The sequence below is a fragment of the Exiguobacterium sp. USCH10 genome (genome assembly GCF_037619445.1).
Lineage (GTDB): Bacteria > Bacillota > Bacilli > Exiguobacteriales > Exiguobacteriaceae > Exiguobacterium > Exiguobacterium aestuarii_A.
Genome location: NZ_JAQPZO010000001.1, coordinates 177,934 through 204,533, shown reverse-complemented (window position 1 = coordinate 204,533; position 26,600 = coordinate 177,934). Strand labels below are relative to the sequence as shown.

The following is a 26,600-nucleotide window of genomic DNA, read 5'->3' as shown; positions in this document are numbered from 1 at the left end:
CAGAAAGATGGAATTAGCATTTCGAACAGATCGTGGACAAGTACGCACACAAAATGAAGATGCAGTTTTAATCTTAGGCGATGCCTTCTCAGGAATTGCGCTCGTTGCCGACGGAATGGGTGGACATGCAGCGGGAGAGGTCGCGAGTCAAATCGTGATTGAAGAGTTTCGACGGGCTTTCCCGTCTCTCCCGTCGACCCCTGTCGACATTGAACAATGGTTCCGCCATCACATTCACTTGGCGAATGAACAAGTGTTGCAGTTTGCGAAACAGTCGAACCTTGTCATGATGGGAACGACTGTGGCGGCCGTTTGTTGGAACGGAGAGACAGTTGTCATCGTTCATATCGGCGATAGCCGTGTCTATGCCCTGCAAGCGAACGAATTAAGACGTCTTACAGAAGACCATTCTTACGTCAACGTGCTCAAACAGCTCGGTGAATTGACGGAAGAAGAGATGCGCGTTCATCCGAAACGAAATGTCATCACCCGAGCGATCGGTTCAAGCGAACAAGTCGAGCCTGACGTACAAGTGCTCGCTGACCCTGAGTTTGATGTGATTTTAATTTGTACGGATGGATTGACGACACATCTGACCGATGGGGCGATTCAACACGTTTTACAACAAGCTGTATCAGCTGATCAAAAGGCAGATCAACTGATTGCGGAAGCCAACCAATTGGGAGGGAGCGACAACATCACGGTCGCCCTCGTTCAATTCACAGATAGAAAGAGAGGATGAATCCGATGCGAAGCGGAGAACGAATCAACGATCGTTATCGGATCGAACAACAAATCGGCAGCGGAGGCATGGCAAATGTCTACCGGGCTCATGACGAGATTTTAAACCGAACCGTCGCCATCAAGGTGTTGCGATCTGAATTCTCACATAACGAACAATTTATACGTCGGTTCGAGCGAGAAGCCCACGCGGCTACGAGTCTGAACCATCCGAATATCGTCGCCATCTACGACGTCGGCGATGAAGATGATTTATACTATATCGTCATGGAGCACGTCGATGGCGTGACGTTAAAACAATATTTGCAGGAAGAATACATATCTGTCGATGAGGCGTTGCGCATCATGGGGCAGATTTGTGATGCGATTGACCACGCCCATGCGAACCGAATCATTCACCGGGACATCAAGCCGCAGAATATGATGATCGATCAGCATGGAAACGTGAAAGTGACCGATTTTGGGATTGCTGTCGCGATGTCGAATGCGACGTTGACGCATACGATGTCCGTCCTTGGTTCTGTCCATTACTTCTCACCCGAGCAAGCTCGTGGGAAATTTGCGGATGAAAAATCGGACATTTACTCGCTCGGTGCGGTTCTTTATGAATTGTTGACGGGTCGTGTACCGTTCATCGGCGAGACGCCGGTCGCGGTCGCCCTTCAACATTTGCAAGATGACCCGATTCGACCGATGGACTTAAATCCGAATATCCCACAAGCGCTTGAGAACTGTGTCATGCAAGCCTTATCAAAATCACCGGGTGCCCGACATGCATCGGTCGCAGCCTTTAAAAAAGATTGCATGACCGCGTTGAGCCGTGAACGTGCCAATGAACCGAGACGACTCTCGGCAAATCAAGACGAGTTCGACCAGACGCTCGTCATGGCACCGGTCGTGCCGGAAGAAAAACAAGATGTGCCCGTGACACCACCACCGGTCACGCCACCAAAAGAACAGGAACCGGAAGAGGTGCCTGTGAAAAAGAAGAAACGAAAATGGTGGATTTGGATCTTACTCATCGTTCTATTGATTGGTGGAAGCATTGCCGCTTACGTGGTTGCCGATGAGATGTCGCGTTCCGTCGTGCCGGATGTCGTCGGTATGAGTATCGGGGATGCGACGACAGAGCTTGAAGCTTCCGGGTTTGTCGTCGAAGTGACAGAACGGGCGAGCGATGATATTGCGGAGGGTGAGGTCATTTCGCAAAACCCGCAAGAAGGACGTAAGCCAAAACGCGGAACGACCGTGACGATTGTCGTATCGGCCGGAAAAGAGACGGTCGAAATGCCGAACGTAGAAGGTCTCTCGCAAACTGCTGCCGAACGTATGTTGAAAGACTTGGCATTCAGCGACCTTGAAATCACAACAGAAGCTTCCGAAACGGTGAATAGTGGAGACGTGATTTCGCAATCGGTCGACCCAGGTGAAGAGGTCGTTCCTTCAGAGGTGACGGTCACACTCGTCGTGTCGACAGGAAGCAACAAAGTGGAACTATCGAACCTTGCTGGATATACGTTCGACGAAGCATCCATTTATGCTGAACAGAACAAATTGAAAATCGTGAAGCGGGATGAATTTTCGACAAGTGTTCCAAAAGGTCAAATCATCCGTCAACTTCCGACAGCCGGGACAGCAGTCGACCCGGGAACGGAGCTCACGGTCATCGTATCGGAAGGCGTTGAACCGACTGATATTTCAATTGAACGTGAAGTGACCGTGGAAGTCGAGCAACCGGACAAAGACAAGAAACCGAAGACGGTCGAAGTCGTGATTCGTACGGTTGACGCACGCGGTGAGATTGAGGTGCTTCGTGATCAAATCACAGAGACGACAACGTATTCGTATACGCTCGTCATTGCCCCTGACGAAGTCGGGACGGCGACGATTGAAGTCGATGGTGAGATTGTCCGAACAGATTCAGTCACATATGCACAAGCTGAAGAGGCACAATAAAGAGGTGACGGTGTCGTCACCTCTTTTTTAAAGGAGGTAGTCATAATGAAAGGAACAATCATTCGCCTTCAAGGCGGGTTTTACGATGTGATGACCGAGACGAATCAAGAGATTCGTTGTCGGGCCAGAGGAAACTTTCGAAAACGCAACATCTCACCGGTCGTCGGCGATGATGTGGTGATTCAAGATCAAGAAGATGGGACCGGCTATATTTTAGAGGTGGAAGAGCGTCAAAACCACCTCGTTCGCCCGCCGATTGCCAATATCGATCAGGCGTTCCTCCTCTTTTCAGTAAAAGAACCGGCGTTTTCATATCATTTACTCGACCGTTTCCTCGTCCTCATCGAGTCAAAGCAAATTCATCCAATCATCGTCTTGACGAAGATGGACTTGCTCGGTGAACATGAAGTCGAGCCGATACAAGAAGCGATTGCACGTTATCGCGCCATCGGGTATGACGTGATTGAGACATCGACGGAGCATGCTCACGGAGTGGATGAAGTGCGCGGTCTCTTCAAAGGGAAGACGAGCGTCTTCGCCGGTCAGACCGGTGTCGGAAAAAGTTCGTTACTTAACGCCGTCGCGCCAGAGCTCGAGTTGGCGACAGGGGAAATCTCTAAATCACTCGGTCGAGGAAAGCATACGACGCGTCACGTGACGTTGATTCAATTAGCGGATGGTCTTGTTGCCGACACACCTGGATTTTCAAGCTTGGAGTTTCCGCAAGAACTTGAGGCAGATGAACTCAGATGGTGCTTCCCTGATTTCGTGGAACGCCATGACGATTGTAAGTTCCGCGGATGTGCTCATCTGAATGAACCGGGATGTGCCATCAAACAAGCCGTTGAAAATGGTGAAATCGCTTCAACACGATACGAGAATTATGTTACCTTTATGGAAGAGTTAAACGATCGAAAACGGAGGTATTGACAGATGATTAAAATTGCACCATCTATTTTAGCGGCCGACTTTGCCAATTTGGAGGCGGAAGTGAAAGCTGTCCAAGAAGCGGGAGCGGACTATATCCATTTTGACGTCATGGACGGACAGTTCGTGCCGAACATCTCGATTGGTCTGCCGGTCCTCGCAAGCTTGCGTAAAAAATCAGACATGGTCCTCGATGTGCATTTGATGATTGACCAACCGGAACGCTATGTCGAAGACTTCGTGAAAGCGGGAGCGGACATCGTGACCGTTCACGTGGAAGCGACGAACCATTTGCATCGCGTCTTGCAACAAATCAAAGCGGCTGGCGCAAAATGCGGAGTCGTCTTGAACCCGCATACACCGCTCTCGACGATTGAACACGTGCTTGCGGACGTCGACATGGTATTGCTCATGACCGTCAACCCAGGGTTCGGGGGACAAGCCTTCATCGAATCGGTCGTACCGAAAATTTCAGCACTCAGTCAGCTCCGCCAAGACCGTCAGCTTGATTTTGAGATTGAAATCGATGGTGGTGTCAACGCGGAAACGGCAAAATATTGCATCGACGCAGGGGCTGATGTCCTTGTTGCGGGATCAGCCATCTATAATCAACCAGATTATAAAGCAGCCATCGATAGCATTCGTGGCGCATCTCGTGTATAATCGACGATAGAACAACAAGATAGAGTCGCAAGGGGTGTCACATAATGTGGCTGAGAGGCATACGCTAACCCTTTGAACCTGTTCCGTTCACACGGACGTAGGGATGTGGCGAAAATGCACGTTGCGAATCCAAGCAGCATGGCGTTTACGTCATGCTGCTTTTTGTCGTTCAACCAAATAAAGGAGGAAGAAAGATGAAAACACGTTTCAAATTACAAGCGCTCATTGAAATTTCATTGTTTGCAGCGCTCGGGCTCATTTTTGATTTGCTCATTCCATACCGTTTGCCACAAGGGGGATCCATCAGTTTAGCGATGCTCCCGATCTTTGTGATGGCATTCCGCCACGGATTAAAAGGTGGTCTCGCAACAGGTGCCCTCGTCGGGACACTTCAACTCTTGTTCGGTGCCTATATTTTCACGCCTGTACAATTCCTGCTCGACTATACGGTCGCTTATGGTCTCGTCGGAATGGCTGGAGTGTTCGCGGGGCGTGTGAAGCAAGCTGCGAGCAACGGGGCGACGAAGACGCTTGCCACTTATTTAGTACTCGGGGCGCTCCTTGGTTCGATGTTACGATACGCGGCGCACGTCATCTCGGGAATTGTCTTCTTTGCTGAATATGCAGAAGGTCCGGTCGTCGCCTATTCACTCGGCTACAATGCTACGTATATGGCACCATCCTTTGTCATCTCAGCCATCGTGTTGGTGCTCCTCTTCACGACAGCACCACGTTTCACGCGTGTGGCGACACGGGATCTCCGTCAATGAATATATTGATCGTCGCGGCGAGTCCGGAACCTATTCCGGACTTACCGCGTGATGCCGATTTTGTCATCGGTGTCGATGGTGGATATCAAAGATTATTAGATGAAGGGATCATGCCAGACGTCGTGGTCGGTGACTTTGATTCGTACAAAGGATTACCGCCTGAGGAGGCGCTACGCTATCCTTCGGAGAAAGACGTGACGGACTTAGAGATTGCACTAGCGTTAGCGAGAGAACGCGGGGCGACACGGATGGATGTATATGGTGGCTTAGGCGGACGCATCGATATGACGTTTGCGAACGTCGGCTTACTTGAAGCGTATCCGGAGATGGTTCTTCACGGAGAAGGTCAAACGGTTTATCTCGTGAGAACAGGTAACGAGGTGATCATGAAACGAGACGGGTACTATCTTTCCTTCATGCCTTGGAAGACGGCCACGATCTCGATTAAAGGTGTCAAATATCCACTCGACCATCATGAGGTCAAGAGTGGGGAGGCGTTGACGATTTCGAATGAATGGACCGAAGCGTCTGCCCGATTGACGGTCCATCACGGAATGGTTCTTGTCATGATCATCAAAAAATAAGCAAAAAAAAATCCCATCGGCGAATGCCGCTGGGATTTATTCGTTCGTGTATAAGTATTATACGCGTTCAACGAGACCTGATTTAAGTGCGCGAGCTGAAACCCAAACGCGTTTCGGTTTACCGTCAACGAGAATACGAACTTTTTGTACGTTTACACCCCAAGTACGTTTTGTCTTGTTGAGTGCGTGCGAACGGTTGTTACCTGATTTAGGTGATTTACCTGTTACGTAGCATTTACGTGCCATGCGTTTCCCCTCCTTTTTTATGTGGGTTCGTCCTAATAGACACTCGTTTATATTAGCACGGCTTTTTTCCCGATGCAACTAGAAAATCGTACCATGACAAGAAAAAAACTTGACATTACTCTCAAGGATTTGAATAATGAATGAGGTTATCGCGTTAATTGACCGAGTTTCTGGAGCAGGTTCTTTTAATAACTAGGTACTTATTGTAGAATGTACATTAGGAATCATTCCGAATAAAGGAGGCTACTCCATATGGCAATTGAAATGAAGACAACATATGGCAATATTGACATCACAAGTGACGTCATCGCGACACTCGCAGGTGGTGCGGCGATGGAATGCTTCGGTGTAGTCGGCATGGCTTCACAAGCACAATTGAAAGACGGCATTGCTGAATTGTTAAAACGTGAAAATTACGCGCGTGGTGTCGTCGTACGTCAAGAAGATGAAGACGTACATATCGACATGCACATCATTGTAAGCTACGGAACGAAAGTATCTGAAGTTGCATACAACGTGCAGAGCCGAGTGAAGTATACGCTCGGAGAAACTTTAGGATTAAACGTTTCGTCGGTAAATATATTCGTTCAAGGCGTTCGTCTGACGAATGACTGACGAAAACGGAGGAGGATTTGGTGTGGGTTTAAAACGTTTAGATGGATTGGCGCTCTCAAACATGATCGCGAACGGAGCGGCCAACTTGAGCCAAAACGCAGATTATGTGGATTCGCTTAACGTCTTCCCGGTTCCAGACGGAGATACGGGAACGAACATGAACTTGACGATGACGTCGGGTGCGAAAGAAGTAGCAGCGATGAACTCATCAGATATCGCAGAGGTGTCATCGAAGTTTGCTCGTGGACTACTTATGGGAGCACGTGGAAACTCAGGCGTTATTTTAAGTCAGTTGTTCCGTGGATTCGGTAAAGCGGTTGAAGGCAAAGCGGAACTGACAACTGTTGATTTTGCAGAGGCGCTCAAGCGCGGTGTCGACACGGCATACAAGGCGGTTATGAAACCGGTTGAAGGAACGATTTTGACGGTTGCTCGTGAAGCGGCCGACGAAGCGCTTCTTGCGTCAGAGTCGACAAGTGATTTCACTGAGTTTATGAAACGTGTCATCGTAGAAGCGAAAGCATCGTTAGACCGTACACCGGACTTGTTGCCGGTATTAAAAGAAGTCGGCGTCGTCGACTCAGGTGGTCAAGGTCTTCTCGTCATCTACGAAGGATTCCTTGCAAGCCTTGAAGGAAAAGAACTCGAGAAACCACATGCACCTGTCATGGATGCGTTGATTGAGGCAGAACATCATGCCCATGCAGCACAAGGGTTCATGTCAACAGAAGACATCGAATTCGGCTACTGCACGGAGATCATGGTTCGTTTCCAAGACGATAAGTTAAAGGATGCGCCGTTCAATGAAGACGCATTCCGTAACGAATTGTCAGAACTAGGGGATTCTCTCCTTGTCGTCGCGGACGAAGAACTCTTAAAAGTTCACGTTCACGTCGAGACTCCAGGTGAGGTCATCACGAAAGGTCAGCGTTTCGGTGAACTCGTTGCAGTCAAAATCGAGAACATGCGTCAACAACATTCGACAATCCTTGAAGAAGAACACGGCGCAAATCAGCACGGTGTTCAACAGGCCGAGAAGCCAAAAGCACCATTTGCGATCGTAACGGTGGCAATGGGTGAAGGCGTCAGTGAATTGTTCCGTTCGCTTGGGGCGGCACATGTCATCGAAGGCGGTCAGACGATGAACCCATCGACAGAAGATATCGTCAAGGCGATTGAATCTGCACATGCGGAACATGTCTTTATCTTCCCGAATAACTCAAACATCATCATGGCTGCTGAGCAAGCGGCATCTGTCGCACCATGCGGCGTCTCTGTCATCCCGACGAAGACGGTCCCACAAGGTCTTGCGGCGGCAATCGCCTTCAACCCAGAGGCGGATGTCGAGATGAACGAACAAGCGATGAAAGCGGCTGCCGCGACTGTGAAGTCTGGTCAAGTCACTTACGCTGTTCGTGATACGAGCATCGATGGTGTGGAAATCAAGAAAGACGAGCATATGGCAATCGCAGAGAAGAAAATTGTTTCTTCATCGACGTCAAGCCTCGAAGCGGCTAAAAAGTTGGTCGATGCACTCGTCGAAGCAGATGATGAAATCATCACGATCTTAACAGGTGAAGGCTCATCTGAATCAGACGTGGAAGCGTTGACGTCATATATCGAATCTGTAAATGATGAGATTGAGATTGAAGTACACGACGGCAAACAACCGCTTTACTCTTATATTTTTAGTGTGGAATAAGCTGTTTCAAGTCCCTACCTTCTGTATAATGAAGGTAGGGATTTTTGAAAGGGGGAAAATGAAGTGAAATATCGTAGTGTGTTTGACATTATTGGCCCTGTCATGGTCGGACCATCGAGTTCGCATACGGCCGGTGCCGCACGCATCGGGCTGATGGCAGGGAAATTATTCGGGCGAACGCCCCGCACCGCGCACATCACATTTTATGGGTCATTTGCGGACACGTATCGGGGTCACGGTACGGATGTCGCGATTGTCGGTGGAATCATGGGATTTGATACGTTTGACTTACGGATTCCACAGGCGTTAGACATCGCCCGTGAAAAAGGAATCGAGGTCATCTTTGAGACGAGTGATCTGTTGACGGATCATCCGAATACAGCGCGGGTCTTGCTCGAAGATGAGTTCGGGACATTTGAAATCGTCGGGATTTCAATCGGTGGGGGAACGATTGAGATCACGGAACTGAATGGGTTCCCGTTGAAGTTGACAGGTGGGGGACCTGCGCTCGTCGTCTTGCATCACGACCGATTCGGTGCCATCGCTGCAGTGACCGGGGTCTTGGCGAATCACCAATTGAACATCGGGCATATGGAAGTGAGTCGCCACGAAAAAGGAATGCAAGCTTTGATGGCGATTGAGATTGATGAAACGATTCCTGCTGAAGTGATCGCAGAACTGGAACGGTTACCGCAAATCGAACGGATAGCTATTTTTGGGGAATAAGGAGAATGTGAGATGTTTAAATCAGTAGAAGAGTTAGTGACGATTGCCACAGAACGAGGCATCCCGATTTCTGAAGTCATGATCGAACAAGAGATGCACGTCAGACGCTCGAGCCGGGAGGACATCATCGGGATGATGGACCGAAACCTCGAGGTCATGGAAGAAGCGGTTGAACGCGCCCTTCAAGGTGTCACATCGGTGACAGGATTGACGGGGAACGATGCCGTACTCATGCAAGAGTATATCCGATCAGGCAAATCACTGGCTGGAGACCTCATTTTAGATGCCGTGTCAAAAGCCATCGGGACGAACGAAGTGAATGCGGCGATGGGACGGATTTGTGCGACACCGACTGCGGGGAGTGCAGGCGTCGTACCTGGAACGTTGTTCGCTGTGAAAGACCGTCTCGAGATGGACCGCGATGCGATGATTCGTTACTTGTTCACGTCAGGTGCTTTCGGTTTCGTGGTAGCGAACAACGCCTCAATCTCGGGAGCGGCAGGTGGCTGCCAGGCAGAGGTCGGTTCAGCGACCGGAATGGCTGCAGCTGCCATCGTCGAAGCAGCCGGCGGGACACCGGATCAGTCGGCGACGGCATTTGCGATCGCCCTTAAGAACATGCTCGGTCTCGTCTGTGACCCGGTGGCAGGACTCGTTGAAGTCCCATGTGTAAAACGAAACGCCATGGGTGGTGCCAACGCCATTGTTGCGGCTGACATGGCCCTCGCGGGAATCACATCACGCATTCCTTGTGACGAAGTCATTTCAGCGATGCATGAAGTCGGTCAAATGATGCCGACCGCATTGAAAGAGACGGCGAAAGGTGGGCTGGCGAATACGCCGACGGCTCGTCGCCTCGAACGAAATATATTTGGAGCGAAAGAAGATGCAAAACAATGAACGACTGACGACTCTGAAAGGAGTCGGGCCGGAGATGGCCAAAAAACTAGAAGTGATGGGACTTGTTCGAATCGAGGACGTGCTAGAGCACGTCCCGTTTCGTTATGAGAATTATAATAGTGGGACCGTAACGACTGCCGTTCACGGTGACTTGGTCAAGTGGAGTGGGACAGTCCAGGCAGAACCGCTCGTTCGCTACTATAGTAAAGGTAAGAATCGACTTCAGTTCAGATTGTTGTTAGAAGAACGTTATGCGGTCCAAGTGACGATGTTCAACCGTGCGTTTTATAAAGAGAAGTTAGCAATCGGCGAGACCGTCACGGTCAAAGGGAAATGGGACATGAATCGAATGACGATCAGCGCGACCGACCTCGAGTTCGGTGCTCCGTCAGGCGGACTTCAACCAATCTATTCATTACGAGCGGGTCTTACGCAAAAGAACTTTAGTCGGATCGTCAAGTTAGCATTCGAACAAGTGGGCGAGCTTCCGGAGCGGGTACCGCCGTCCATACGGGCCAGGTATCGACTTGAAGACCGAATGGATATGCTACGCGGCATGCACTTTCCGGATACCGTGGAAACGTATAAGCAGGCGAGACGGAGTTATGTTTATGAAGAATGCCTCATGTATCAATTGAAATTACAGGCGTTTCGAAAAATGGAGCGGTCAGGAAACGGTCGGGCCCTTCAACTCGATAAGCATCAATTGAACGAGTTCGTCAAACGACTCGCATTTCCGTTGACGGGAGCCCAAACACGGGTCATCCGTGAAATCGTATCCGATTTGGAGAAGCCAGAACGGATGAATCGATTGCTACAAGGGGATGTCGGGAGCGGGAAGACCGTCGTTGCCGCGATTGCCTTGTATGCGACTGTCATGGCGGGGTATCAAGGGGCGTTGATGGTGCCGACTGAGATTTTAGCAGAACAACATGCGACGTCTTTACAGGAATTGTTCGAACCGTTCGGCATCACCATCGCTCTCTTGACGAGCTCAGTGAAAGGAAAGGCGCGAGAAGCGCTTCTAACGGCAATTCAATCAGGAGACGTCAACATCATCGTGGGGACACATGCACTCATTCAAGGACCCGTCGAGTTTTCGAACTTACATTTGGCGATTACGGATGAACAACATCGATTCGGTGTCGAACAACGAAAGAAACTTCGCGATAAAGCGGAATTTGCGGACGTCTTATATATGACCGCGACCCCGATTCCGAGGACACTTGCCATCAGCGCGTTCGGAGAGATGGACGTCTCAACAATCGATGAGATGCCAAAGGGCCGAAAACCGATTGAAACGTACTGGGCGAAGCAAGACCAAATCGACCGTGTCCATTCGATGGTCGACCGTGAACTGTCTCTCGGTCGTCAAGCATATGTGATCGCACCACTGATCGAGGAGTCGGATACGCTTGAGGTCGAAAGTGCGACGGCTTTGTATGAACTGTTGAAAGAACGGTTTCCGAACTATTCTGTGGGGCTGATGCATGGAAAGCTATCGAGCGCAGAAAAAGACGACGTGATGAAGTCATTTGCTGACAATGCGACGCAAATTCTCGTATCGACGACGGTCGTCGAAGTCGGGGTGAACGTTCCGAACGCTTCACTCATCATCATCCATGACGCCGAGCGTTTCGGTCTCGCGCAATTGCACCAGCTACGTGGCCGCGTCGGTCGTGGTGCCCATCAATCGTTCTGTATCCTCGTCGGGGACCCGAAGTCAGATGTCGGGAAAGTACGACTGAAAACGATGACAGAGACGAACGATGGATTCGTATTGGCAGAGAAAGATTTAGAGTTACGTGGTGCCGGTGATTTCTTTGGTACCGCCCAAAGCGGTCTTCCGAGCTTCCGGGTCGCAGATCCCGTTCTCGATTTAAAAGTGATGGAAGTAGCCATGCAAGATGCCGTGAAACTTCTCGGGAGCGACGCCTTTTGGCATGACGCCCAATACGAAGGATTACGTGGCTATTTGAAACAACTCGACCTTCTCGTTGGGGAAAGGTTAGAATAATACTTGAAAATGACGACTAAAGAATATATACTGCTATTAGTACCAGGTATTAAGTTCTTTAGCGATTAGTTTAGGAGGGAACTGAATGCGGGTACCTAAGAAAGAGCGGCAACGCTTGTTACAAGAAACGATTGAGCGCACCCCGTTCATCAAAGACGAAGAACTATCAAAACAGTTTTCCGTCAGCATCCAGACGATTCGACTCGACCGGATGGAATTAAAAATTCCAGAAGTGAGGGAACGAATCAAACATGTGGCTTCCGAGCACCTCGATGAAGTCAAATCGCTTTCAATGAGCGAGGTCATCGGTGATATGATTGACTTGAAACTCGATGACTCTGCGATTTCTGTCCTCGATATAGAAAAAGAACACGTCTTTAGCCGCAATGAGATTGCACGTGGGCACGTCCTGTTCGCGCAAGCCAACTCGTTAGCGGTGGCGCTCATCAATGATGAATTGGCGTTGACCACTAAAGCGGAAATCCGGTTTAGTCGCCAGGTTCATCTTGGAGAGCGAGTCGTTGCCAAGGCTCGTGTGATGAAGCTAAGAGGGGACGGGAGAACAGACGTCACGGTCGAAAGTTATGTCGGTGAGGAGCGCGTTTTTGAAGGCGACTTCACGATTTACCGACGTGGTGAGGAGGAACAAGCATGAAATTAGCAATTGATGCAATGGGTGGCGATCACGCACCGAAAGCAATCGTAGAAGGTGTGAAACGGTTCGTCGAACAATATCCGAATGAACCGATGGAACTCTTTCTAGTCGGTGATGAGGTAAAAATTGCCTCTTATGGACTTGACGATCCTCGTGTGACGGTCGTTCCAGCAAGTGAAATCATTACAGGTGAGGATGAGCCTGTTCGTGCGGTCCGCCGCAAAAAGGACAGCTCGCTCGTCGTAGCGGCAAACCTTGTCAAAGAAGGAAAAGCGGATGCTCTCGTGTCTGCCGGGAACACCGGCGCCTTGATGGCAGCTTCTCTCTTCGTCATCGGACGAATCCCAGGAATCGAGCGTCCAGCACTATCTCCGACGTTCCCTACATATACAGGTAGTGGTGTCGTCGTGCTGGATGTCGGAGCGAATCCGGATGCGAAAGCCGAACATCTTGTGGATTATGCGATCATGGGTTCACTGTATGCAGAACATGTCCGTGGCATCAATTCACCGCGTGTCGCCCTTCTCAATATCGGGACGGAGGCCGGAAAAGGAAATGCGCTCACGAAAGAAGCGTTCCCCCTCCTTGAACAGGCCCCTGTCCACTTTGTTGGGAATGTCGAAGCGCGTGAAGCGATGTCAGGAGACGTGGATGTCATCGTGACGGAAGGATTTGCCGGAAACATCTTGTTAAAAGGTGTAGAAGGATCCTCAGCGATGCTCATGAAGATGATGAAAGAACAATTCACGAGCAACCTTGTATCAAAACTTGCCGCTCTCATCTTAAAGCCGAAATTAAGACGATTGAAAGAAACGCTTGATTATCGTGAACATGGGGGAGCCGGATTATTCGGGATCAATGCGCCTGTCATCAAGGCACACGGATCGAGCGACGCACTTGCGATTGCGAGTGCGTTGAAACAGGCGAAAATCATGGTAGACCACGACGTCGTCGATAAAATCAAGCGTGCCAAAGCGATAGACTAAGCGAAAGCAGGTGAGGACATGGGGAAAGTAGCATGGGTGTTCCCGGGACAAGGCTCTCAAGCCGTTGGAATGGGACAGACCTTTTTAGACCAACCTGAAGCCCTTCAGGCAATCGGGCGTCGACTCGGATTTGACCTTCTTGAAGTCATGTCTGCCGGGTCGAAAGAAGACCTACAAGAAACAGAAGTCGCACAACCAGCAATCGTGGCACATGCCTCGTTGCTTGCACAAGCCTATGCGGCAAACGGTGCGACACCGGATGTCGTCATCGGACATAGCGTAGGAGAGTATGCGGCGCTCGTCTCAGCGGGGGTCATCGATTTAGAAGAGGCGACCGTGCTCGTTCGAGAACGTGGTAATTTGATGTCTTCTGTAAAAGACGGGACGATGGCGGCAGTCGTCGGAATGACCGATCTTCAAGAAGCGCTTCATATCACTGAAAAAATTAGTGCGAGTGGGGACTTGGTTCAAATCGCTAACTTGAATTGCCCTGGTCAGTTTGTCATTTCCGGGCAGATCGATGCGGTCGAACAGGCGAGTGTAGAACTGAAGGCAGCCGGCGCGAAACGGGTATTGCCGTTAAACGTCTCCGGTGCGTTCCACAGTTCATATATGATGCCGGTGGCGACACGTTTCCAAGATGTCCTCGCCTCATCACCGTTCCAAGAAGCGTCTGTCGATTTCATTTCGAACGTGGATGCGGCTGTGCATCGTGATCCCGAACATCTGAAAGCGTTGTTGACGAAACAACTATATTCGTCTGTTCGTTTTGAAGAATGTGTTCGAAAAGCGATTGCAGACGGGGTGGACACGTTCATCGAATTCGGTCCATCGTCACCACTTTCGGGGTTGATTAAACGAATCGATTCGAATGTATCGATTCAAAAGGCGACCACGTTGGAAGAAGTCGCCTCGTTAGGAGGAGAAGTTCGTGCATGATCAAGTAGCGATCGTGACTGGCGCGTCCCGTGGTATCGGTGCGGCCATCGCGAAACGTTTAGGGGAAGACGGCTTCCGAGTCGTCGTGAATTACTCGGGTAGTGAAGAAAAAGCAAACGCTGTCGTGGCGGCCATCATTGAAGCAGGTGGCGATGCTACGGCCGTGAAGGCAGACGTCTCAAACGCTGACGACGTTAAAGCGCTCGTCAAGACGACGGTCGATACGTATGGACGCGTCGATTGTCTTGTGAACAATGCAGGCATCACACGTGACGGGTTACTCATGCGGATGAAAGAAGCGGACTTCAATGACGTCTTATCGACGAACTTGAAAGGCGCGTTCCTCACATCGCAAGCGGTCACACGTTCGTTGCTCAAATCAAAATCGGGGCGAATCATCAACATCGCCTCGGTCGTCGGGATCACTGGGAATGCCGGACAAGCCAACTATGCGGCTGCGAAAGCAGGGCTGATCGGGTTGACGAAATCAGTGGCACGCGAACTCGCAAGTCGTCATGTGACGGTCAATGCCGTTTGCCCAGGTTTCATTCAAACCGATATGACTGATGCCTTGACAGATGAACAGCGGAACGCTACACTCGAGCAAATTCCGTTCAATCGCTTCGGTCAAGTCGAAGATGTGGCGAACCTCGTCTCATTCTTAGCATCTGAACAAGCCGCTTACGTGACAGGTCAGACGATTGCCGTCGATGGCGGCATGACGATGGCGTAAAAGAGAACTTTACCAATAGACAGACATTTAATATACTTACCTTTGGAGGGATTTTATCATGACAAAAGAACAAATTTTAGTAGACGTACAAGAAGCAGTAGCAGAGAAGCTCGGGAAAGACGTTTCTGAGATCACTGCAGAGAAATCGTTCAAGGACGACCTTGGCGCTGACTCGCTTGAAGTAATGGAAATGGTGATGGACCTCGAAGACAAATTCGACATCACGATTGAAGACGAAGACGCTGAGAAGCTCGCGACTGTTGGCGACGTAGTAGCGTATATCGAAACAAAAGTGTAATCAAGCCATCCCACCGCTCGGTTCCGAGCGGTGGGCTTGTGCTTATTCATGGAGGGAACTATGACAAAAGACAAACGACGGTTTGACCGTCAAGGGTCGGCGCAACGGCGCCGGCGTCAGGAAATGGAACGAGCACGCATCTTAGAATTATTCAAGTCATTAGAAGAGCGTTTAGACGTTCAGTTTTCGAATCACGACTTGCTCATGCAGGCGTTCACACACTCTTCATACGTGAATGAACAACGTGGATTACGAAAAGACAATGAACGCTTAGAATTTTTAGGGGATGCCGTGTTAGAATTGACCGTATCCCGCTTCCTATATGAGACTTATCCGGAGCGCTCCGAGGGGGAATTAACGAAATTACGGGCGGCGATCGTTTGCGAACCGTCACTCGTGAATTTTGCGGAGGCCTATGCTTTCTCTGACTTCATCTTACTTGGAAAAGGTGAAGAGTTGACCGGTGGACGAAAACGTCCGGCACTACTTGCCGATGTCTTCGAATCCTATATCGGTGCTCTTTATTTAGACCAAGGGATTGAGGCAGTCGAACGATTCCTCGCCGAAGCGGTTTTTCCGAAAGTCTTAGCGGGTGTATTTGAAGAACAGACCGATTTCAAGAGCCAGTTGCAGGAGAGTGTGCAACGGGAAGGCTTAGGTCCGGTCACGTATGAAATCATCGAGGAGCGAGGACCGGCGCACAGCCGTGAATTCGTTGCCCATGCACGGCTCAGCGACGACATCGTCGGGGAGGGAGTCGGGCGCTCTAAAAAAGAAGCCGAGCAGTTGGCTGCTAAAGAAGCGCTCATCGCGTTCAATCGACGTTACGCTGATCTATAAACAAAAAGGAGTGGACCATTCACAATGGTTCCACTCCTTTTTCATGTCAATTGACCGAGTTCTTCGACAATCCCGTCGACTTCCGATAAAGAGAGGGAAGAACGTGTCATTACGTACTCGTAAATCTCTTTCACCGCTGATGGGTCAGCCGCATTATATTCTTCCGCCTTGATTGCACCGCGGTTAATAATGTTCATTTTGTCTAAAATCGCTTCAATCATCTGTTCATTCGTCATCTGTATTCCCCTTTCTACAGTTCTTTTAAGAATAGCATGATTCTGTCATTTTGACGAACTGTTAACTGTGGTAAAATATACAGATGAATGCTTACTGCGGATAGGATGGTCACGATGCACTTAAAACGAATCGAACTCGCTGGCTTTAAATCATTTGCCAAGCGAATTGAATTAGATTTCCGTCCCGGCGTCACGGCTGTAGTAGGGCCGAACGGAAGCGGAAAATCCAATATATCGGACGCTGTTCGCTGGGTACTTGGAGAACAGTCGGCCAAATCACTTCGCGGTGCCAAGATGGAAGACGTCATCTTTGCCGGAAGTGAAGGTGAGAATCACCGAAACGTCGCGGAGGTCACGCTCGTCCTCGATAATCGCGACGAACAGTTACGTCTCCCTTATGAGGAAGTGAGTGTGACCCGTCGCGTGACCCGAAGTGGGGACAGCGACTATTTTATGAATAAAAAACCATGTCGTCTAAAAGACGTCATTGATCTCTTTTTAGACACAGGTCTTTCCCGTGATGCGTTCGCGATCATCGGGCAAGGTCGAGTCGAGCAAGTCATTTCCGGGAAGCCGGAAGATCGTCGTGCCGTCATCGAAGAGGCGGCAGGTGTCCTCAAGTATCGCCAGCGTAAAAAACAGGCTGAGCGTAAATTGCAAGACACTGAATTGAACTTGTCACGTGTCGACGACATTTTGTTTGAATTGGCTGACCGGGTGGAACCACTTCGTGAGCAGGCGGCGCTCGCTCGGGAATATACAGTGGCAAAAGCCCGTCATGACGAGCTCGAGACGGGGATTATGGGTGCCGAAATTCAGTTGCTCCAACAAGAAATTGAACAAGTGACGGTACGTCATACAGAATCGATCAAGCAGTTATCGGATTGCGATCGTTCTGTACAACACCTCACGGAGGAACGTACTCAACTTGAGGCTACGCTATCGACCCTTCGTGAAGAGTTATCCGAGATGAACCAAAAAGAGCGCGAACAGTCGACGTATGTCGAACGCTTGACGGGTGACATCAAGCTCGCGAAAGCACAAGAAGAGCATGGAGCCGAGATGAAAGAGCGTCTCGTCCGTCAACGTGAAGAAGTGAGCGCCGAGATGGAAGAGCTAGAGACTCGACTGGCGGTCGTTCGTGATGAATTGTCTAAAAAAATAGATACGTTGCGACAAACGACCGAGGCGAGAGACGCGCTTCAACAACAATTGACTGCTGCCTCTCGTGATTTCAATGCCGAGATTGAAGCGTTACAAAGTGAGGCGTTCGAACTCGCCACAACGCGAGCGACAATCAGTAACCAACAAAAGCGGGAGCAACGGGATATCGATGTCGCCATCGAGTCGAAAGAACGTCTCCTTCGTGAGAACAAACATCGTCTTGATGATCGGTCTTCACAAGAAGCAACACTCGAAGCGACACGGGAACGATATGAAAATGTGCAAGGTCGTTTCGAATTACTAAGTAAAAAAGAAGCGGAACTTCGCGACCAAGAGACGGCGATCCGTGAAAAGTTGACACGGGCAGAAACGTCTTACTATGACCTCGAACGTCGACGTCAAAAGACGGAAGATCGGATTGAGATGCTCGAACGGATGAAGCAATCGTATGAAGGATATTTCCATGCGGTTAAGTTTGTATTGAAAGACCGTTCATCAGGTGTGCTTGGTGCCGTCGCTGAACTGATTCGTGTTCGTCCTTCGTATGAAGCTGCCATCGAGACGGCTCTCGGACAGACGCAACAACATGTCGTCGTCAAAGACGAGACAGTCGGACGTCATGAAATCGATCGATTGCGCAAAGCGAACGCAGGTCGCGCGACGTTCTTACCGATGACGACGATCAAACCAAGATTTGTACCGACTGAGGTGTTACATCGCCTCGAATCGATGACTGGATTTGTCGGGGTGGCATCTGATTTAGTCGAGACGGACGAGTCGTTCGAAACGTTGAAAAAATCACTTCTCGGTTCGGTGCTCGTCGCCGAGACGTTAGAAGTCGCGAACCGGATTGCGCAAATGACCGGATACCGTTTCCGCGTCGTCACGCTCGAAGGAGACATCGTGAACGTCGGTGGTTCGATGACCGGCGGAAGTCGTAAGCAAGGGGTGGCCTTGTTCACTCAATCGCGTGAGTTAGACGATTTGAAACAAGGATTGACACAAGGGCTCGCGATGCTTCATGAGCAAAAACAACGTCTTCAAGAATACACGGAAGCGTTGAAGACAATCACTGAAGCATTATCAACACTACGAGACGAGAAACGTACCGTCGAAGGATCGCTTCGAGAGGTCGAGGCTACTTACCGTACCGCCGAACGCGCCTCGCTTGATGCCAAGTCACAACTTGAACTGTTCGATCATGAGATGCTGCGTTACGAGAAAACGATTGAGACGTCGACAGCCGAACTCGAACGTTTGACGAAGACGTTGGCAGATACGGATAAAGAGCAAGCGGACATTCGTGTTCGTCTAGAGTCGCTTCGTGCCGAACAGGCAAAAAGTGCTGAAAGTACGGGGCAACTTGAAGCGATGCTTCGTCAAAACGAGCTCGACCTACAACGCCATACGCTCGAAGAAGAACGGGTTCGCTATGAAGTGGAGCGCTTGACGACTGAACGGAAACGTCTACAGGACCGGACCGATCAGATGAATCGTGAACTTACGCGACTTGACAGTGGGGAAGTCGTCTCATCTGCCGAGTTAGAAGAGACGCTTGCTACGGCCAAGCTTGAATTCACCAACATTCAAGAGCGACTTCAAGACATGACGGCAACGCTCAAGTCAAATGAAGAGGCGTACCGCATCATGCGTCAACGTGTCGAACAAGCGACGGAAGCGCGGCGTCAAGCTGAAGCAGTCGTTCGAAAACTAGAAACGGCGAAACAAGAGTTCGAATTAAAACGACAGTGGAAGCTCGATGCGTTAGAGGAACACGGGCTCGTTGCAGAACTCTTACCGGCGCTTGAGATTCCTCTTGATGAGGCGAAAGAAGAGTTTAAATTACTCGTTCGTCAAATTGAGGAAATCGGACCGGTTAACTTAAATGCGATCGAGGAGTTCGATAGCGTTCATGAGCGCTTTACGTTCTTGTCTGAACAGCGGGATGACTTGGTCAGTGCGAAAGAAGATTTGTATGAGATTATCGCCGAGATGGACCGTGAAGTGACGCGTCTTTTCAAAGAGACGTATACGAACGTTCGGGCACACTTCAAACAGACGTTCACCGAGTTGTTCGGTGGGGGCGAAGCAGATTTGAAATTAGTCGATGAGTCTGACTTGTTGAATACAGGGATTGAGATCGTCGCCAAACCGCCTGGCAAAAAGTTACAGACGCTCAGTCTGTTGTCTGGAGGAGAGCGTGCGCTCACGGCAATCGCCTTACTGTTTGCGATTTTGAAAACGCGTCCGGTACCATTCTGTGTCCTCGATGAAGTCGAAGCGGCGCTTGATGAGGCGAACGTACACCGGTTCGGGGAATATATTCGCACGCTCTCAATCGACACGCAATTTGTCATCATCACGCACCGTAAAGGTACAATGGAAGCGGCAGATACGCTTTATGGCGTCACGATGCAACAGAACGGGGTGTCCGAAGTGTTATCGGTCGAACTGTCTGAAGCAAAACGTGTCGTAGAAATGGATGAAGAGATGGAGGAATCACGTTGAGTTTTTTCAAGAAATTAAAAGAGAAATTAACGACATCTACCCAAGAGGTGTCACAAAAGTTTACGGACGGATTGACGAAGACGCGTGACGGATTTGCGAGTGCCGTCAACGACCTCGTTTACCGTTTTCGCGAGGTGGATGAGGACTTCTTCGATGAACTCGAAGATTTGCTCATCCAAGCGGATGTCGGCGTCACGACGACGATGGACCTTGTCGAAGACTTGAAAGAAGAAGTCAAACGACGCAACTTGAAGGACCCGGTCGCTGTTCGGGATGCTCTCGTTGAAGTGGTGGCGAAACGCCTTCAGGAAGACGAATCTGACCGTGAACTGAACATGCAAGACGGACTCACTGTCATCTTGTTTGTCGGTGTGAACGGTGTCGGAAAGACAACGACGATTGGAAAACTGGCGCATCAATTGAAGTCGGAAGGTCGTAACGTCATGCTCGCGGCAGGAGATACGTTCCGTGCAGGAGCGATCGAGCAACTTCAAGTATGGGGCGAACGCGTCGGAGTACCGGTCATTCGTCAAACGGAAGGGTCGGACCCGGCCGCCGTCGTATACGATGCAGTTCAATCTGCGAAGTCACGTAACATGGACGTGCTCATCTGTGACACGGCCGGACGCCTTCAAAATAAAGTGAACTTAATGAAAGAACTTGAAAAAGTGAAACGGGTCATCGAACGAGAAGTCCCGAACGGACCACATGAGGTCTTACTCGCATTAGATGCAACGACCGGACAAAACGCTATGATTCAAGCGAAAGCGTTCAAAGAAGCGACGAACGTGAGCGGGATCGTCTTGACGAAACTCGACGGTACAGCAAAAGGTGGGATTGTTCTCGCGATTCGAAATGAACTCGATATTCCGGTCAAATATGTCGGTCTCGGGGAGAAGATGGACGATTTGCAAGAGTTTGACCCAGAGCAGTTTGTCCTTGGGTTGTTCGGAGACGTTTTCGAGGACAAATCAGAAGAGGACTCAACTGAAAATGAGGACACAAACAAAGACCTCGCCTAAGTTTTACTGTTAAGAAAAAAACTTGACAAGTACTAGGCACGGCTGTACTATTGGTAGTTGTAAAGGGATTTCACTTAACATGTGGAGGTGAAAGGTTTGACGCTCGAAAAAACGAATCGCATGAACTATCTCATCGATTTCTATCAAGCGCTCCTCACACCGAAACAGCGCAACTATATGTCTCTTTATTACCTAGATGACTACTCGCTCGGAGAGATAGCGGAAGAGTTTGAAGTCAGCCGTCAAGCGGTCTACGATAACATAAAGCGTACAGAAACGATGCTTGAACAGTACGAGGAAAAGCTCGCTCTATTCGAAAAATTCGAACAGCGTCAGCAACTTCTTCAGACCCTCAAACGTCAAGTCGAGCTCACGGATGACGTGCAAGCTACGATTTCTGCGCTTGAGAATTTAGAGTAGGGGGCTGGAGCATGGCATTTGAAGGATTATCAGAACGGTTGCAATCGACGCTTTCAAAGATGCGCGGTAAAGGGAAAATCTCTGAGGCTGATGTCAAAGAGATGATGCGTGAGGTTCGCCTCGCCTTACTAGAAGCCGACGTCAACTTTAAAGTCGTCAAGCAATTCGTCAATGACGTGAAAGAACGTGCGGTTGGTCAGGATGTCATGAAATCATTGACACCAGGTCAACAAGTCGTCAAAATCGTTCACGAAGAGTTGACGAATTTGATGGGAAGCGATGTCGTCCCGATCTCATTCAGTCAGAAACCACCGACAGTCGTCATGATGGTCGGTCTGCAAGGGGCAGGTAAGACGACAACGACTGGGAAGCTAGCGAACTTGATTCGCAAAAAGCATAACCGCAGTCCACTTCTCGTCGCGGCGGATATTTATCGTCCGGCGGCAATCAAGCAGCTCGAGACACTCGGGAAACAACTCGATTTACCGGTCTTCTCACTTGGCGATCAAGTGAAGCCAGAAGAGATTGTGACGAAAGCGCTCGAGTACGCAAAAACAAATCATCACGATTTCGTGTTGATCGATACGGCGGGTCGCCTTCATATCGACGAGACGCTCATGGGTGAGCTCGAAAATGTGAAGACGATTGCCAAACCAAATGAAATCTTCCTTGTCGTCGACTCGATGACAGGTCAAGATGCGGTCAATGTGGCCGACAGTTTCAATGAGAAACTCGGAATCACCGGGGTCGTGCTCACAAAGCTCGACGGAGATACACGAGGCGGGGCAGCCCTTTCGATCAAGGCAGTCACGGGAGCGCCGATTAAATTCGTCGGTCTCGGAGAAAAGTTGGATGCCCTCGAACCATTCCATCCAGAACGCATGGCGTCACGGATCCTTGGAATGGGGGACGTGCTCTCGCTCATTGAGAAAGCCGAGACACAGATGGACCAAGACGCAGCGAGAGAGCTAGAAAGCAAAATTCGTGACGCGTCATTCACGTTCGATGATTTCATTGAACAGTTGGGTCAAGTGAAAAACATGGGCCCGATTGATGAATTACTTTCGATGTTACCTGGTGCAGGTAAGATGAAAGGGTTGAAGAACGTCCAAATCGACGAGAAACAACTCGATCACGTCGAAGCGATCATTCGCTCGATGACGAAACATGAGCGTTCCAACCCGGAAGTGCTCAATGCGAGTCGTCGGAAGCGGATCGCAAAAGGGAGCGGTCGCTCGATTCAAGAAGTGAACCGTCTCATCAAACAGTTCGATGACATGAAGAAGCTGATGAAGCAAATGTCAGGACAAATGAAAGGGAAGAAAAAGGGCTTAGGTCTTCCGTTCTTCTAACAAAAACTTTTGTCAGTCGGACAAAAAAGCTGTATACTATAAAAGTTGTCAATTCTTAAACACATGATGGAGGTATATTACCATGGCAGTTAAAATTCGTCTTAAGCGCATGGGCGCAAAAAAATCACCTTTCTACCGTATCGTTGTAGCAGACTCACGTTCACCACGTGACGGTCGCTTCATCGAGCAAGTTGGTCACTACAACCCGGTTGCAAAACCAGAAGCTGAAGTTCGCATCAACGAAGAACTCGCTCTCAAATGGTTGGCAGACGGCGCGAAGCCATCTGACACAGTACGTAACTTGTTCTCTAAAGCAGGGATCATGGAGAAATTCCACAACGCGAAAAACGCGAAGTAATGATGTGGCCGACCTTTTCTGAGGTCGGCCTATTTTGTTGAGGAGGGAACGCGAATGGATTGGTTATACGTTGGGAAAATCGCCAATACGCACGGCCTTAAAGGGGAAGTGAAAATTTTGGCGGCGACAGATTTTCCGGAAGAACGATTTAAAAAAGGGAACACGTTGTTCCTTGACGTGGACGGAACGAAACAAGAGATGACGATCACGACGTATCGTCCGCACAAACAGTTCCATCTCGTCACGTTCAAAGGGTTTGAGAACATCAACCTCATCGAGAAATATAAAGGGTTGAAGTTGTATGTCCATGCCGAACACGTGCATGATCTCTCGGAGAACGAATATTACTATCATGAGATTATTGGTTGTGAGGCAATCGTCGATGGCGAATCGATCGGTGTGATCGATGATATCTTTGAGACGGGTGCGAACGACGTATGGGTCATCAAACGCCCAGGTAAATCGGACGCCCTCATCCCTTATATCGAATCGGTCGTGAAAGAGATCGACGTCGAAGCAAAACGTGTCGTCATCACACCGATTCCCGGAATGATTGACGATGAAGATTGATGTGTTGACGTTATTCCCGGATATGTTCAAGACGCTCGACCACTCTATCGTCGGCCGCGCGAAAGCGGTCGGACAAGTGGATATGTCGTTCATCAATTTCCGGGATTTTTCAACGAACAAGCATCATAAAGTCGACGATTATCCGTATGGGGGAGGGGCGGGCATGTTGCTCACCCCACAACCGATCTTCGATGCGTTTGACTCGATCGAGGCGAAGTCACCACGAGTCATCCTGACGACACCGACCGGAAAGCCGTTCAATCAGCAGATGGCGGAAGAATGGGCCCGGGAAGAACATCTGATCTTTTTGTGCGGACATTATGAAGGATTCGACCAGCGCATCCACGATGAACTGGCGACGGACGAAGTGTCGATCGGCGACTTTGTCTTGACGGGTGGCGAGCTCGCGACGATGGTGATGATCGATGCGACGGTGAGACTGCTCCCGGACGTCCTCGGCGATCAGGCGAGCCATGAGGACGATTCGTTCTCAACCGGTCTACTGGAATATCCGCACTATACACGACCTGCCGATTTTCGTGGGTTGAAAGTACCGGATGTCCTCCTTTCTGGCAATCACGCCCGGATCGAGACGTGGCGACGCGAACAATCACTCGAGCGAACGTACAGGCGTCGACCGGATTTACTCGAACAACTCGAGCTGACAGAAGACGATAAAAAGTTTCTCCAATCGTTGCGCGATTGAGAAATATATGCTATGTTTGAGCATGTGGGTTAAACCCATCGATTACCGATGTTCCGCTATTGGATGCTTGGGCATATGAAGATATGAACATTGAAGAAAAAGGAGATATGATTCATGAACACACAAAAACTGTTCCGTGAAATCACAGAAGAACAATTCAAATCGGACGTACCTGCTTTCCGTCCTGGTGACACAGTACGTGTCCACGTTAAAGTTGTAGAGGGAACGCGTGAGCGTATCCAGATTTTCGAAGGTGTTGTAATCAAGCGTAAAGGTGGCGGCATCAGCGAAACATTCACAGTCCGTAAGATTTCTTACGGCGTAGGTGTTGAGCGTGCATTCCCGCTTCACTCACCACGCGTTGCACAAATCGAAGTCGTACGCTACGGTAAAGTTCGCCGTGCGAAACTTTACTACCTCCGTAACCTTCGCGGTAAAGCAGCACGTATTAAAGAAATCCGTCGTTAAGATGGGAATTAAGCTTGTCGCTTGCGACAAGCTTCTTTTTTTCTAGTACAATAAGTTCAAATGGATAGAGGAGTGAGTGAAGTTGAAAGAAGTGTTTAGTTGGCTCAAGGCCATCGTTGTCGCTCTTGTCATCGCGTTCGTCATCCGGACGTTCATCTTCGTTCCTGTCATCGTTGAAGGGGAGTCGATGATGCCGACACTCCACAATGCGGATCGAATGATCGTCAGTAAAATTTCGAACTATGTTGGTGAGCTAGACCGAGGTGATATCGTCGTATTCCATGCGACAGAATCAAAAGATTATATTAAACGTGTCATCGCCATTCCAGGCGACACGCTCGAATATCGAGATGACGTGCTCTATATTAACGGTGAAGCGGTAGAAGAACCGTATTTAGACGAGTTCCGTGCACAGATGAACGGGTTCCCGCTGACGGAGAATTTCACGCTTGAACAAGTGACAGGCGAGTCAGTCGTCCCTGAAGACTCATACTTCGTCATGGGAGACAATCGTCAAAACTCGAAGGACAGTCGTGAAATCGGATTTGTGTCGAAAGAGGAGATTGTCGGTAAGACGAACTTCATCTTCTGGCCGCTCGACGATGTTGGCACGGTAGAAGATTAAGGTGGTGCTTTTTTGGCAATTCAATGGTTTCCTGGCCACATGGCCAAAGCAAGAAGACAAGTAACTGAAAAATTAAAATTGATCGATGTCGTCATCGAGCTCGTGGATGCACGTGTGCCACAATCGAGTCGTAACCCGATGGTCGATGAGATCACGGCAGGCAAGCCGCGACTCATCGTCCTCAACAAAGCGGACATGGCCGACCCTGTCGTGACGGACGCGTGGTTACGTGCCCTGAAGCGAGAAGAGGTCGAAGTCGTCGCAGTTGATGCGAAGCATAGCAAAGGCTTGAAACAGCTCATCACAGGCGCGCAAAAGTTGATGCAAGAAAAACATGACCGCATGCGTGAAAAGGGACGTAACCCTGGCCCGATTCGTGCGCTCATCATCGGAATCCCGAACGTTGGGAAGTCGACGCTCATCAACCGTCTCGCAGGTCGTAACATTGCCATCACAGGCGATCGACCGGGTGTGACGAAGCGTCAACAGTGGATCAAGATGAAGGGTAGCGAGATGGAGCTCTTAGATACGCCAGGTATTCTCTGGCCGAAGTTTGAGGACCAACTCGTCGGATATCGTCTCGCCGCGACCGGCGCCATCAAAGACGAGATTCTCAATTTAGATGATATCGCCTTGTATACGGTTCGTGAGTTGCATGCTCGTTATCCGGAACAATTAAAGGAACGCTTCAAACTCGAAACGTTACCGGAGGACGGCGTGGAACTCCTTGAGATGATCGGGAAAAAGCGTGGTCTCATCAGTGGCGGTTACGTCGATTTTGAGAAGGCGAGCGAACTACTTTTGAATGAACTACGGCATGAAAAAATCGGACGGATCTCGCTTGAGACACCGGCTGACCATGAAATGGCGTAA

General features: G+C 49.7%; 29 protein-coding genes and 1 riboswitch. Of the genes, 27 read left to right on the top strand and 2 right to left on the bottom strand.

The window, feature by feature from the left end; all coding sequences use genetic code 11:
- The first annotated feature begins 7 nt into the window (after window positions 1-7).
- The 6 genes from PQI28_RS01080 to PQI28_RS01055 all read left to right on the top strand — a co-directional run bounded on the left by PQI28_RS01080 (window position 8) and on the right by PQI28_RS01055 (window position 5,641).
- Window positions 8-742: a Stp1/IreP family PP2C-type Ser/Thr phosphatase gene (locus PQI28_RS01080; protein WP_214745525.1), complete on the top strand. Its 735-nt coding sequence runs from the start codon at window positions 8-10 to the stop codon at window positions 740-742.
- Window positions 743-747: 5 nt separating this feature from the next.
- Complete coding sequence (gene pknB / locus PQI28_RS01075; RefSeq protein WP_214783830.1) at window positions 748-2,697, top strand: Stk1 family PASTA domain-containing Ser/Thr kinase; 1,950 nt, start codon at window positions 748-750, stop codon at window positions 2,695-2,697.
- 42 nt (window positions 2,698-2,739) lie between these two features.
- Entirely contained in the window at window positions 2,740-3,627 is an 888-nt protein-coding gene (gene rsgA / locus PQI28_RS01070; protein ID WP_224862728.1) for a ribosome small subunit-dependent GTPase A, read from the top strand.
- A 3-nt stretch (window positions 3,628-3,630) separates the two neighbouring features.
- A complete protein-coding gene (rpe, locus tag PQI28_RS01065) occupies window positions 3,631-4,287 on the top strand; it encodes a ribulose-phosphate 3-epimerase (protein ID WP_214745519.1) in 657 nt (218 codons plus the stop codon).
- A gap of 20 nt (window positions 4,288-4,307) precedes the next feature.
- Window positions 4,308-4,408: riboswitch (TPP riboswitch) on the top strand.
- Window positions 4,409-4,481: 73 nt separating this feature from the next.
- On the top strand, window positions 4,482-5,057 hold the full coding sequence (thiT, locus tag PQI28_RS01060; RefSeq protein WP_337873691.1) for an energy-coupled thiamine transporter ThiT: 576 nt from the start codon (window positions 4,482-4,484) through the stop codon (window positions 5,055-5,057).
- Complete coding sequence (locus tag PQI28_RS01055) at window positions 5,054-5,641, top strand: thiamine diphosphokinase (protein ID WP_339962347.1); 588 nt, start codon at window positions 5,054-5,056, stop codon at window positions 5,639-5,641. The genes thiT and PQI28_RS01055 overlap by 4 nt, the downstream gene beginning before the upstream one ends.
- 57 nt (window positions 5,642-5,698) lie before the next feature.
- Here the strand turns inward: PQI28_RS01055 and rpmB are convergent, their stop codons facing one another.
- Window positions 5,699-5,887, bottom strand: coding sequence for a 50S ribosomal protein L28 (rpmB, locus tag PQI28_RS01050; protein WP_015881349.1), 189 nt, complete (start codon window positions 5,885-5,887; stop codon window positions 5,699-5,701).
- Window positions 5,888-6,139: 252 nt separating this feature from the next.
- On the opposite strand from rpmB, the gene PQI28_RS01045 reads away from it, so the two are divergent.
- The 11 genes from PQI28_RS01045 (at window position 6,140) to rnc (ending at window position 16,298) form a co-directional block, all read left to right on the top strand.
- Complete coding sequence (locus tag PQI28_RS01045; protein ID WP_015881350.1) at window positions 6,140-6,502, top strand: Asp23/Gls24 family envelope stress response protein; 363 nt, start codon at window positions 6,140-6,142, stop codon at window positions 6,500-6,502.
- A gap of 22 nt (window positions 6,503-6,524) precedes the next feature.
- Window positions 6,525-8,204 (top strand): DAK2 domain-containing protein, encoded by a 1,680-nt coding sequence (locus tag PQI28_RS01040; RefSeq protein ID WP_214875409.1) that lies wholly within the window; start codon window positions 6,525-6,527, stop codon window positions 8,202-8,204.
- Window positions 8,205-8,267: 63 nt separating this feature from the next.
- Complete coding sequence (gene sdaAB / locus PQI28_RS01035; protein WP_047795429.1) at window positions 8,268-8,930, top strand: L-serine ammonia-lyase, iron-sulfur-dependent subunit beta; 663 nt, start codon at window positions 8,268-8,270, stop codon at window positions 8,928-8,930.
- A 12-nt stretch (window positions 8,931-8,942) separates the two neighbouring features.
- Window positions 8,943-9,830, top strand: a complete 888-nt coding sequence (gene sdaAA, locus PQI28_RS01030) for an L-serine ammonia-lyase, iron-sulfur-dependent, subunit alpha (protein WP_214783815.1) — start codon at window positions 8,943-8,945, stop codon at window positions 9,828-9,830.
- Window positions 9,817-11,847 carry an ATP-dependent DNA helicase RecG gene (recG, locus tag PQI28_RS01025; RefSeq protein WP_214783812.1) on the top strand — a complete coding sequence of 677 codons (2,031 nt, stop codon included), beginning with the start codon at window positions 9,817-9,819 and terminating at the stop codon, window positions 11,845-11,847. Before sdaAA ends, recG begins: the two co-directional genes overlap by 14 nt.
- An 85-nt stretch (window positions 11,848-11,932) precedes the next feature.
- The gene (fapR, locus tag PQI28_RS01020) at window positions 11,933-12,502 is read left to right on the top strand and encodes a transcription factor FapR (RefSeq protein WP_339962346.1); all 570 of its coding nucleotides are present in this window, start codon (window positions 11,933-11,935) and stop codon (window positions 12,500-12,502) included.
- Entirely contained in the window at window positions 12,499-13,488 is a 990-nt protein-coding gene (gene plsX / locus PQI28_RS01015) for a phosphate acyltransferase PlsX (protein WP_214745504.1), read from the top strand. The genes fapR and plsX overlap by 4 nt, the downstream gene beginning before the upstream one ends.
- Window positions 13,489-13,506: 18 nt before the next feature.
- Entirely contained in the window at window positions 13,507-14,427 is a 921-nt protein-coding gene (gene fabD / locus PQI28_RS01010; RefSeq protein ID WP_214745501.1) for an ACP S-malonyltransferase, read from the top strand.
- Window positions 14,420-15,160: a 3-oxoacyl-[acyl-carrier-protein] reductase gene (gene fabG / locus PQI28_RS01005; RefSeq protein WP_214691798.1), complete on the top strand. Its 741-nt coding sequence runs from the start codon at window positions 14,420-14,422 to the stop codon at window positions 15,158-15,160. Before fabD ends, fabG begins: the two co-directional genes overlap by 8 nt.
- Window positions 15,161-15,218: 58 nt before the next feature.
- Complete coding sequence (gene acpP, locus PQI28_RS01000) at window positions 15,219-15,458, top strand: acyl carrier protein (RefSeq protein ID WP_214788883.1); 240 nt, start codon at window positions 15,219-15,221, stop codon at window positions 15,456-15,458.
- Window positions 15,459-15,581: 123 nt separating this feature from the next.
- Window positions 15,582-16,298, top strand: coding sequence for a ribonuclease III (gene rnc, locus PQI28_RS00995; RefSeq protein WP_214693956.1), 717 nt, complete (start codon window positions 15,582-15,584; stop codon window positions 16,296-16,298).
- Window positions 16,299-16,339: 41 nt separating this feature from the next.
- Here the strand turns inward: rnc and PQI28_RS00990 are convergent, their stop codons facing one another.
- Window positions 16,340-16,534, bottom strand: coding sequence for a DUF1128 family protein (locus PQI28_RS00990; protein WP_015881361.1), 195 nt, complete (start codon window positions 16,532-16,534; stop codon window positions 16,340-16,342).
- 114 nt (window positions 16,535-16,648) lie between these two features.
- Here PQI28_RS00990 and smc point away from each other — a divergent pair, with 114 nt between their 5' ends.
- The 10 genes from smc (at window position 16,649) to ylqF (ending at window position 26,600) form a co-directional block, all read left to right on the top strand.
- Complete coding sequence (gene smc, locus PQI28_RS00985) at window positions 16,649-20,206, top strand: chromosome segregation protein SMC (RefSeq protein WP_339962345.1); 3,558 nt, start codon at window positions 16,649-16,651, stop codon at window positions 20,204-20,206.
- Window positions 20,203-21,228 carry a signal recognition particle-docking protein FtsY gene (gene ftsY, locus PQI28_RS00980; protein ID WP_074034782.1) on the top strand — a complete coding sequence of 342 codons (1,026 nt, stop codon included), beginning with the start codon at window positions 20,203-20,205 and terminating at the stop codon, window positions 21,226-21,228. The genes smc and ftsY overlap by 4 nt, the downstream gene beginning before the upstream one ends.
- Before the next feature lie 96 nt (window positions 21,229-21,324).
- On the top strand, window positions 21,325-21,648 hold the full coding sequence (locus PQI28_RS00975) for a putative DNA-binding protein (RefSeq protein WP_074034780.1): 324 nt from the start codon (window positions 21,325-21,327) through the stop codon (window positions 21,646-21,648).
- A gap of 11 nt (window positions 21,649-21,659) precedes the next feature.
- Window positions 21,660-23,000, top strand: coding sequence for a signal recognition particle protein (gene ffh, locus PQI28_RS00970; protein ID WP_214783803.1), 1,341 nt, complete (start codon window positions 21,660-21,662; stop codon window positions 22,998-23,000).
- Between the two features lie 82 nt (window positions 23,001-23,082).
- Window positions 23,083-23,358: a 30S ribosomal protein S16 gene (gene rpsP, locus PQI28_RS00965; protein ID WP_015881366.1), complete on the top strand. Its 276-nt coding sequence runs from the start codon at window positions 23,083-23,085 to the stop codon at window positions 23,356-23,358.
- Between the two features lie 54 nt (window positions 23,359-23,412).
- On the top strand, window positions 23,413-23,928 hold the full coding sequence (rimM, locus tag PQI28_RS00960) for a ribosome maturation factor RimM (protein ID WP_074034776.1): 516 nt from the start codon (window positions 23,413-23,415) through the stop codon (window positions 23,926-23,928).
- Window positions 23,918-24,634, top strand: a complete 717-nt coding sequence (gene trmD / locus PQI28_RS00955) for a tRNA (guanosine(37)-N1)-methyltransferase TrmD (RefSeq protein WP_339962344.1) — start codon at window positions 23,918-23,920, stop codon at window positions 24,632-24,634. Before rimM ends, trmD begins: the two co-directional genes overlap by 11 nt.
- Window positions 24,635-24,748: 114 nt before the next feature.
- On the top strand, window positions 24,749-25,102 hold the full coding sequence (gene rplS, locus PQI28_RS00950; protein ID WP_015881369.1) for a 50S ribosomal protein L19: 354 nt from the start codon (window positions 24,749-24,751) through the stop codon (window positions 25,100-25,102).
- 82 nt (window positions 25,103-25,184) lie between these two features.
- Window positions 25,185-25,727 carry a signal peptidase I gene (lepB, locus tag PQI28_RS00945; protein ID WP_074034770.1) on the top strand — a complete coding sequence of 181 codons (543 nt, stop codon included), beginning with the start codon at window positions 25,185-25,187 and terminating at the stop codon, window positions 25,725-25,727.
- Between the two features lie 12 nt (window positions 25,728-25,739).
- Window positions 25,740-26,600: a ribosome biogenesis GTPase YlqF gene (gene ylqF, locus PQI28_RS00940; RefSeq protein WP_339962343.1), complete on the top strand. Its 861-nt coding sequence runs from the start codon at window positions 25,740-25,742 to the stop codon at window positions 26,598-26,600.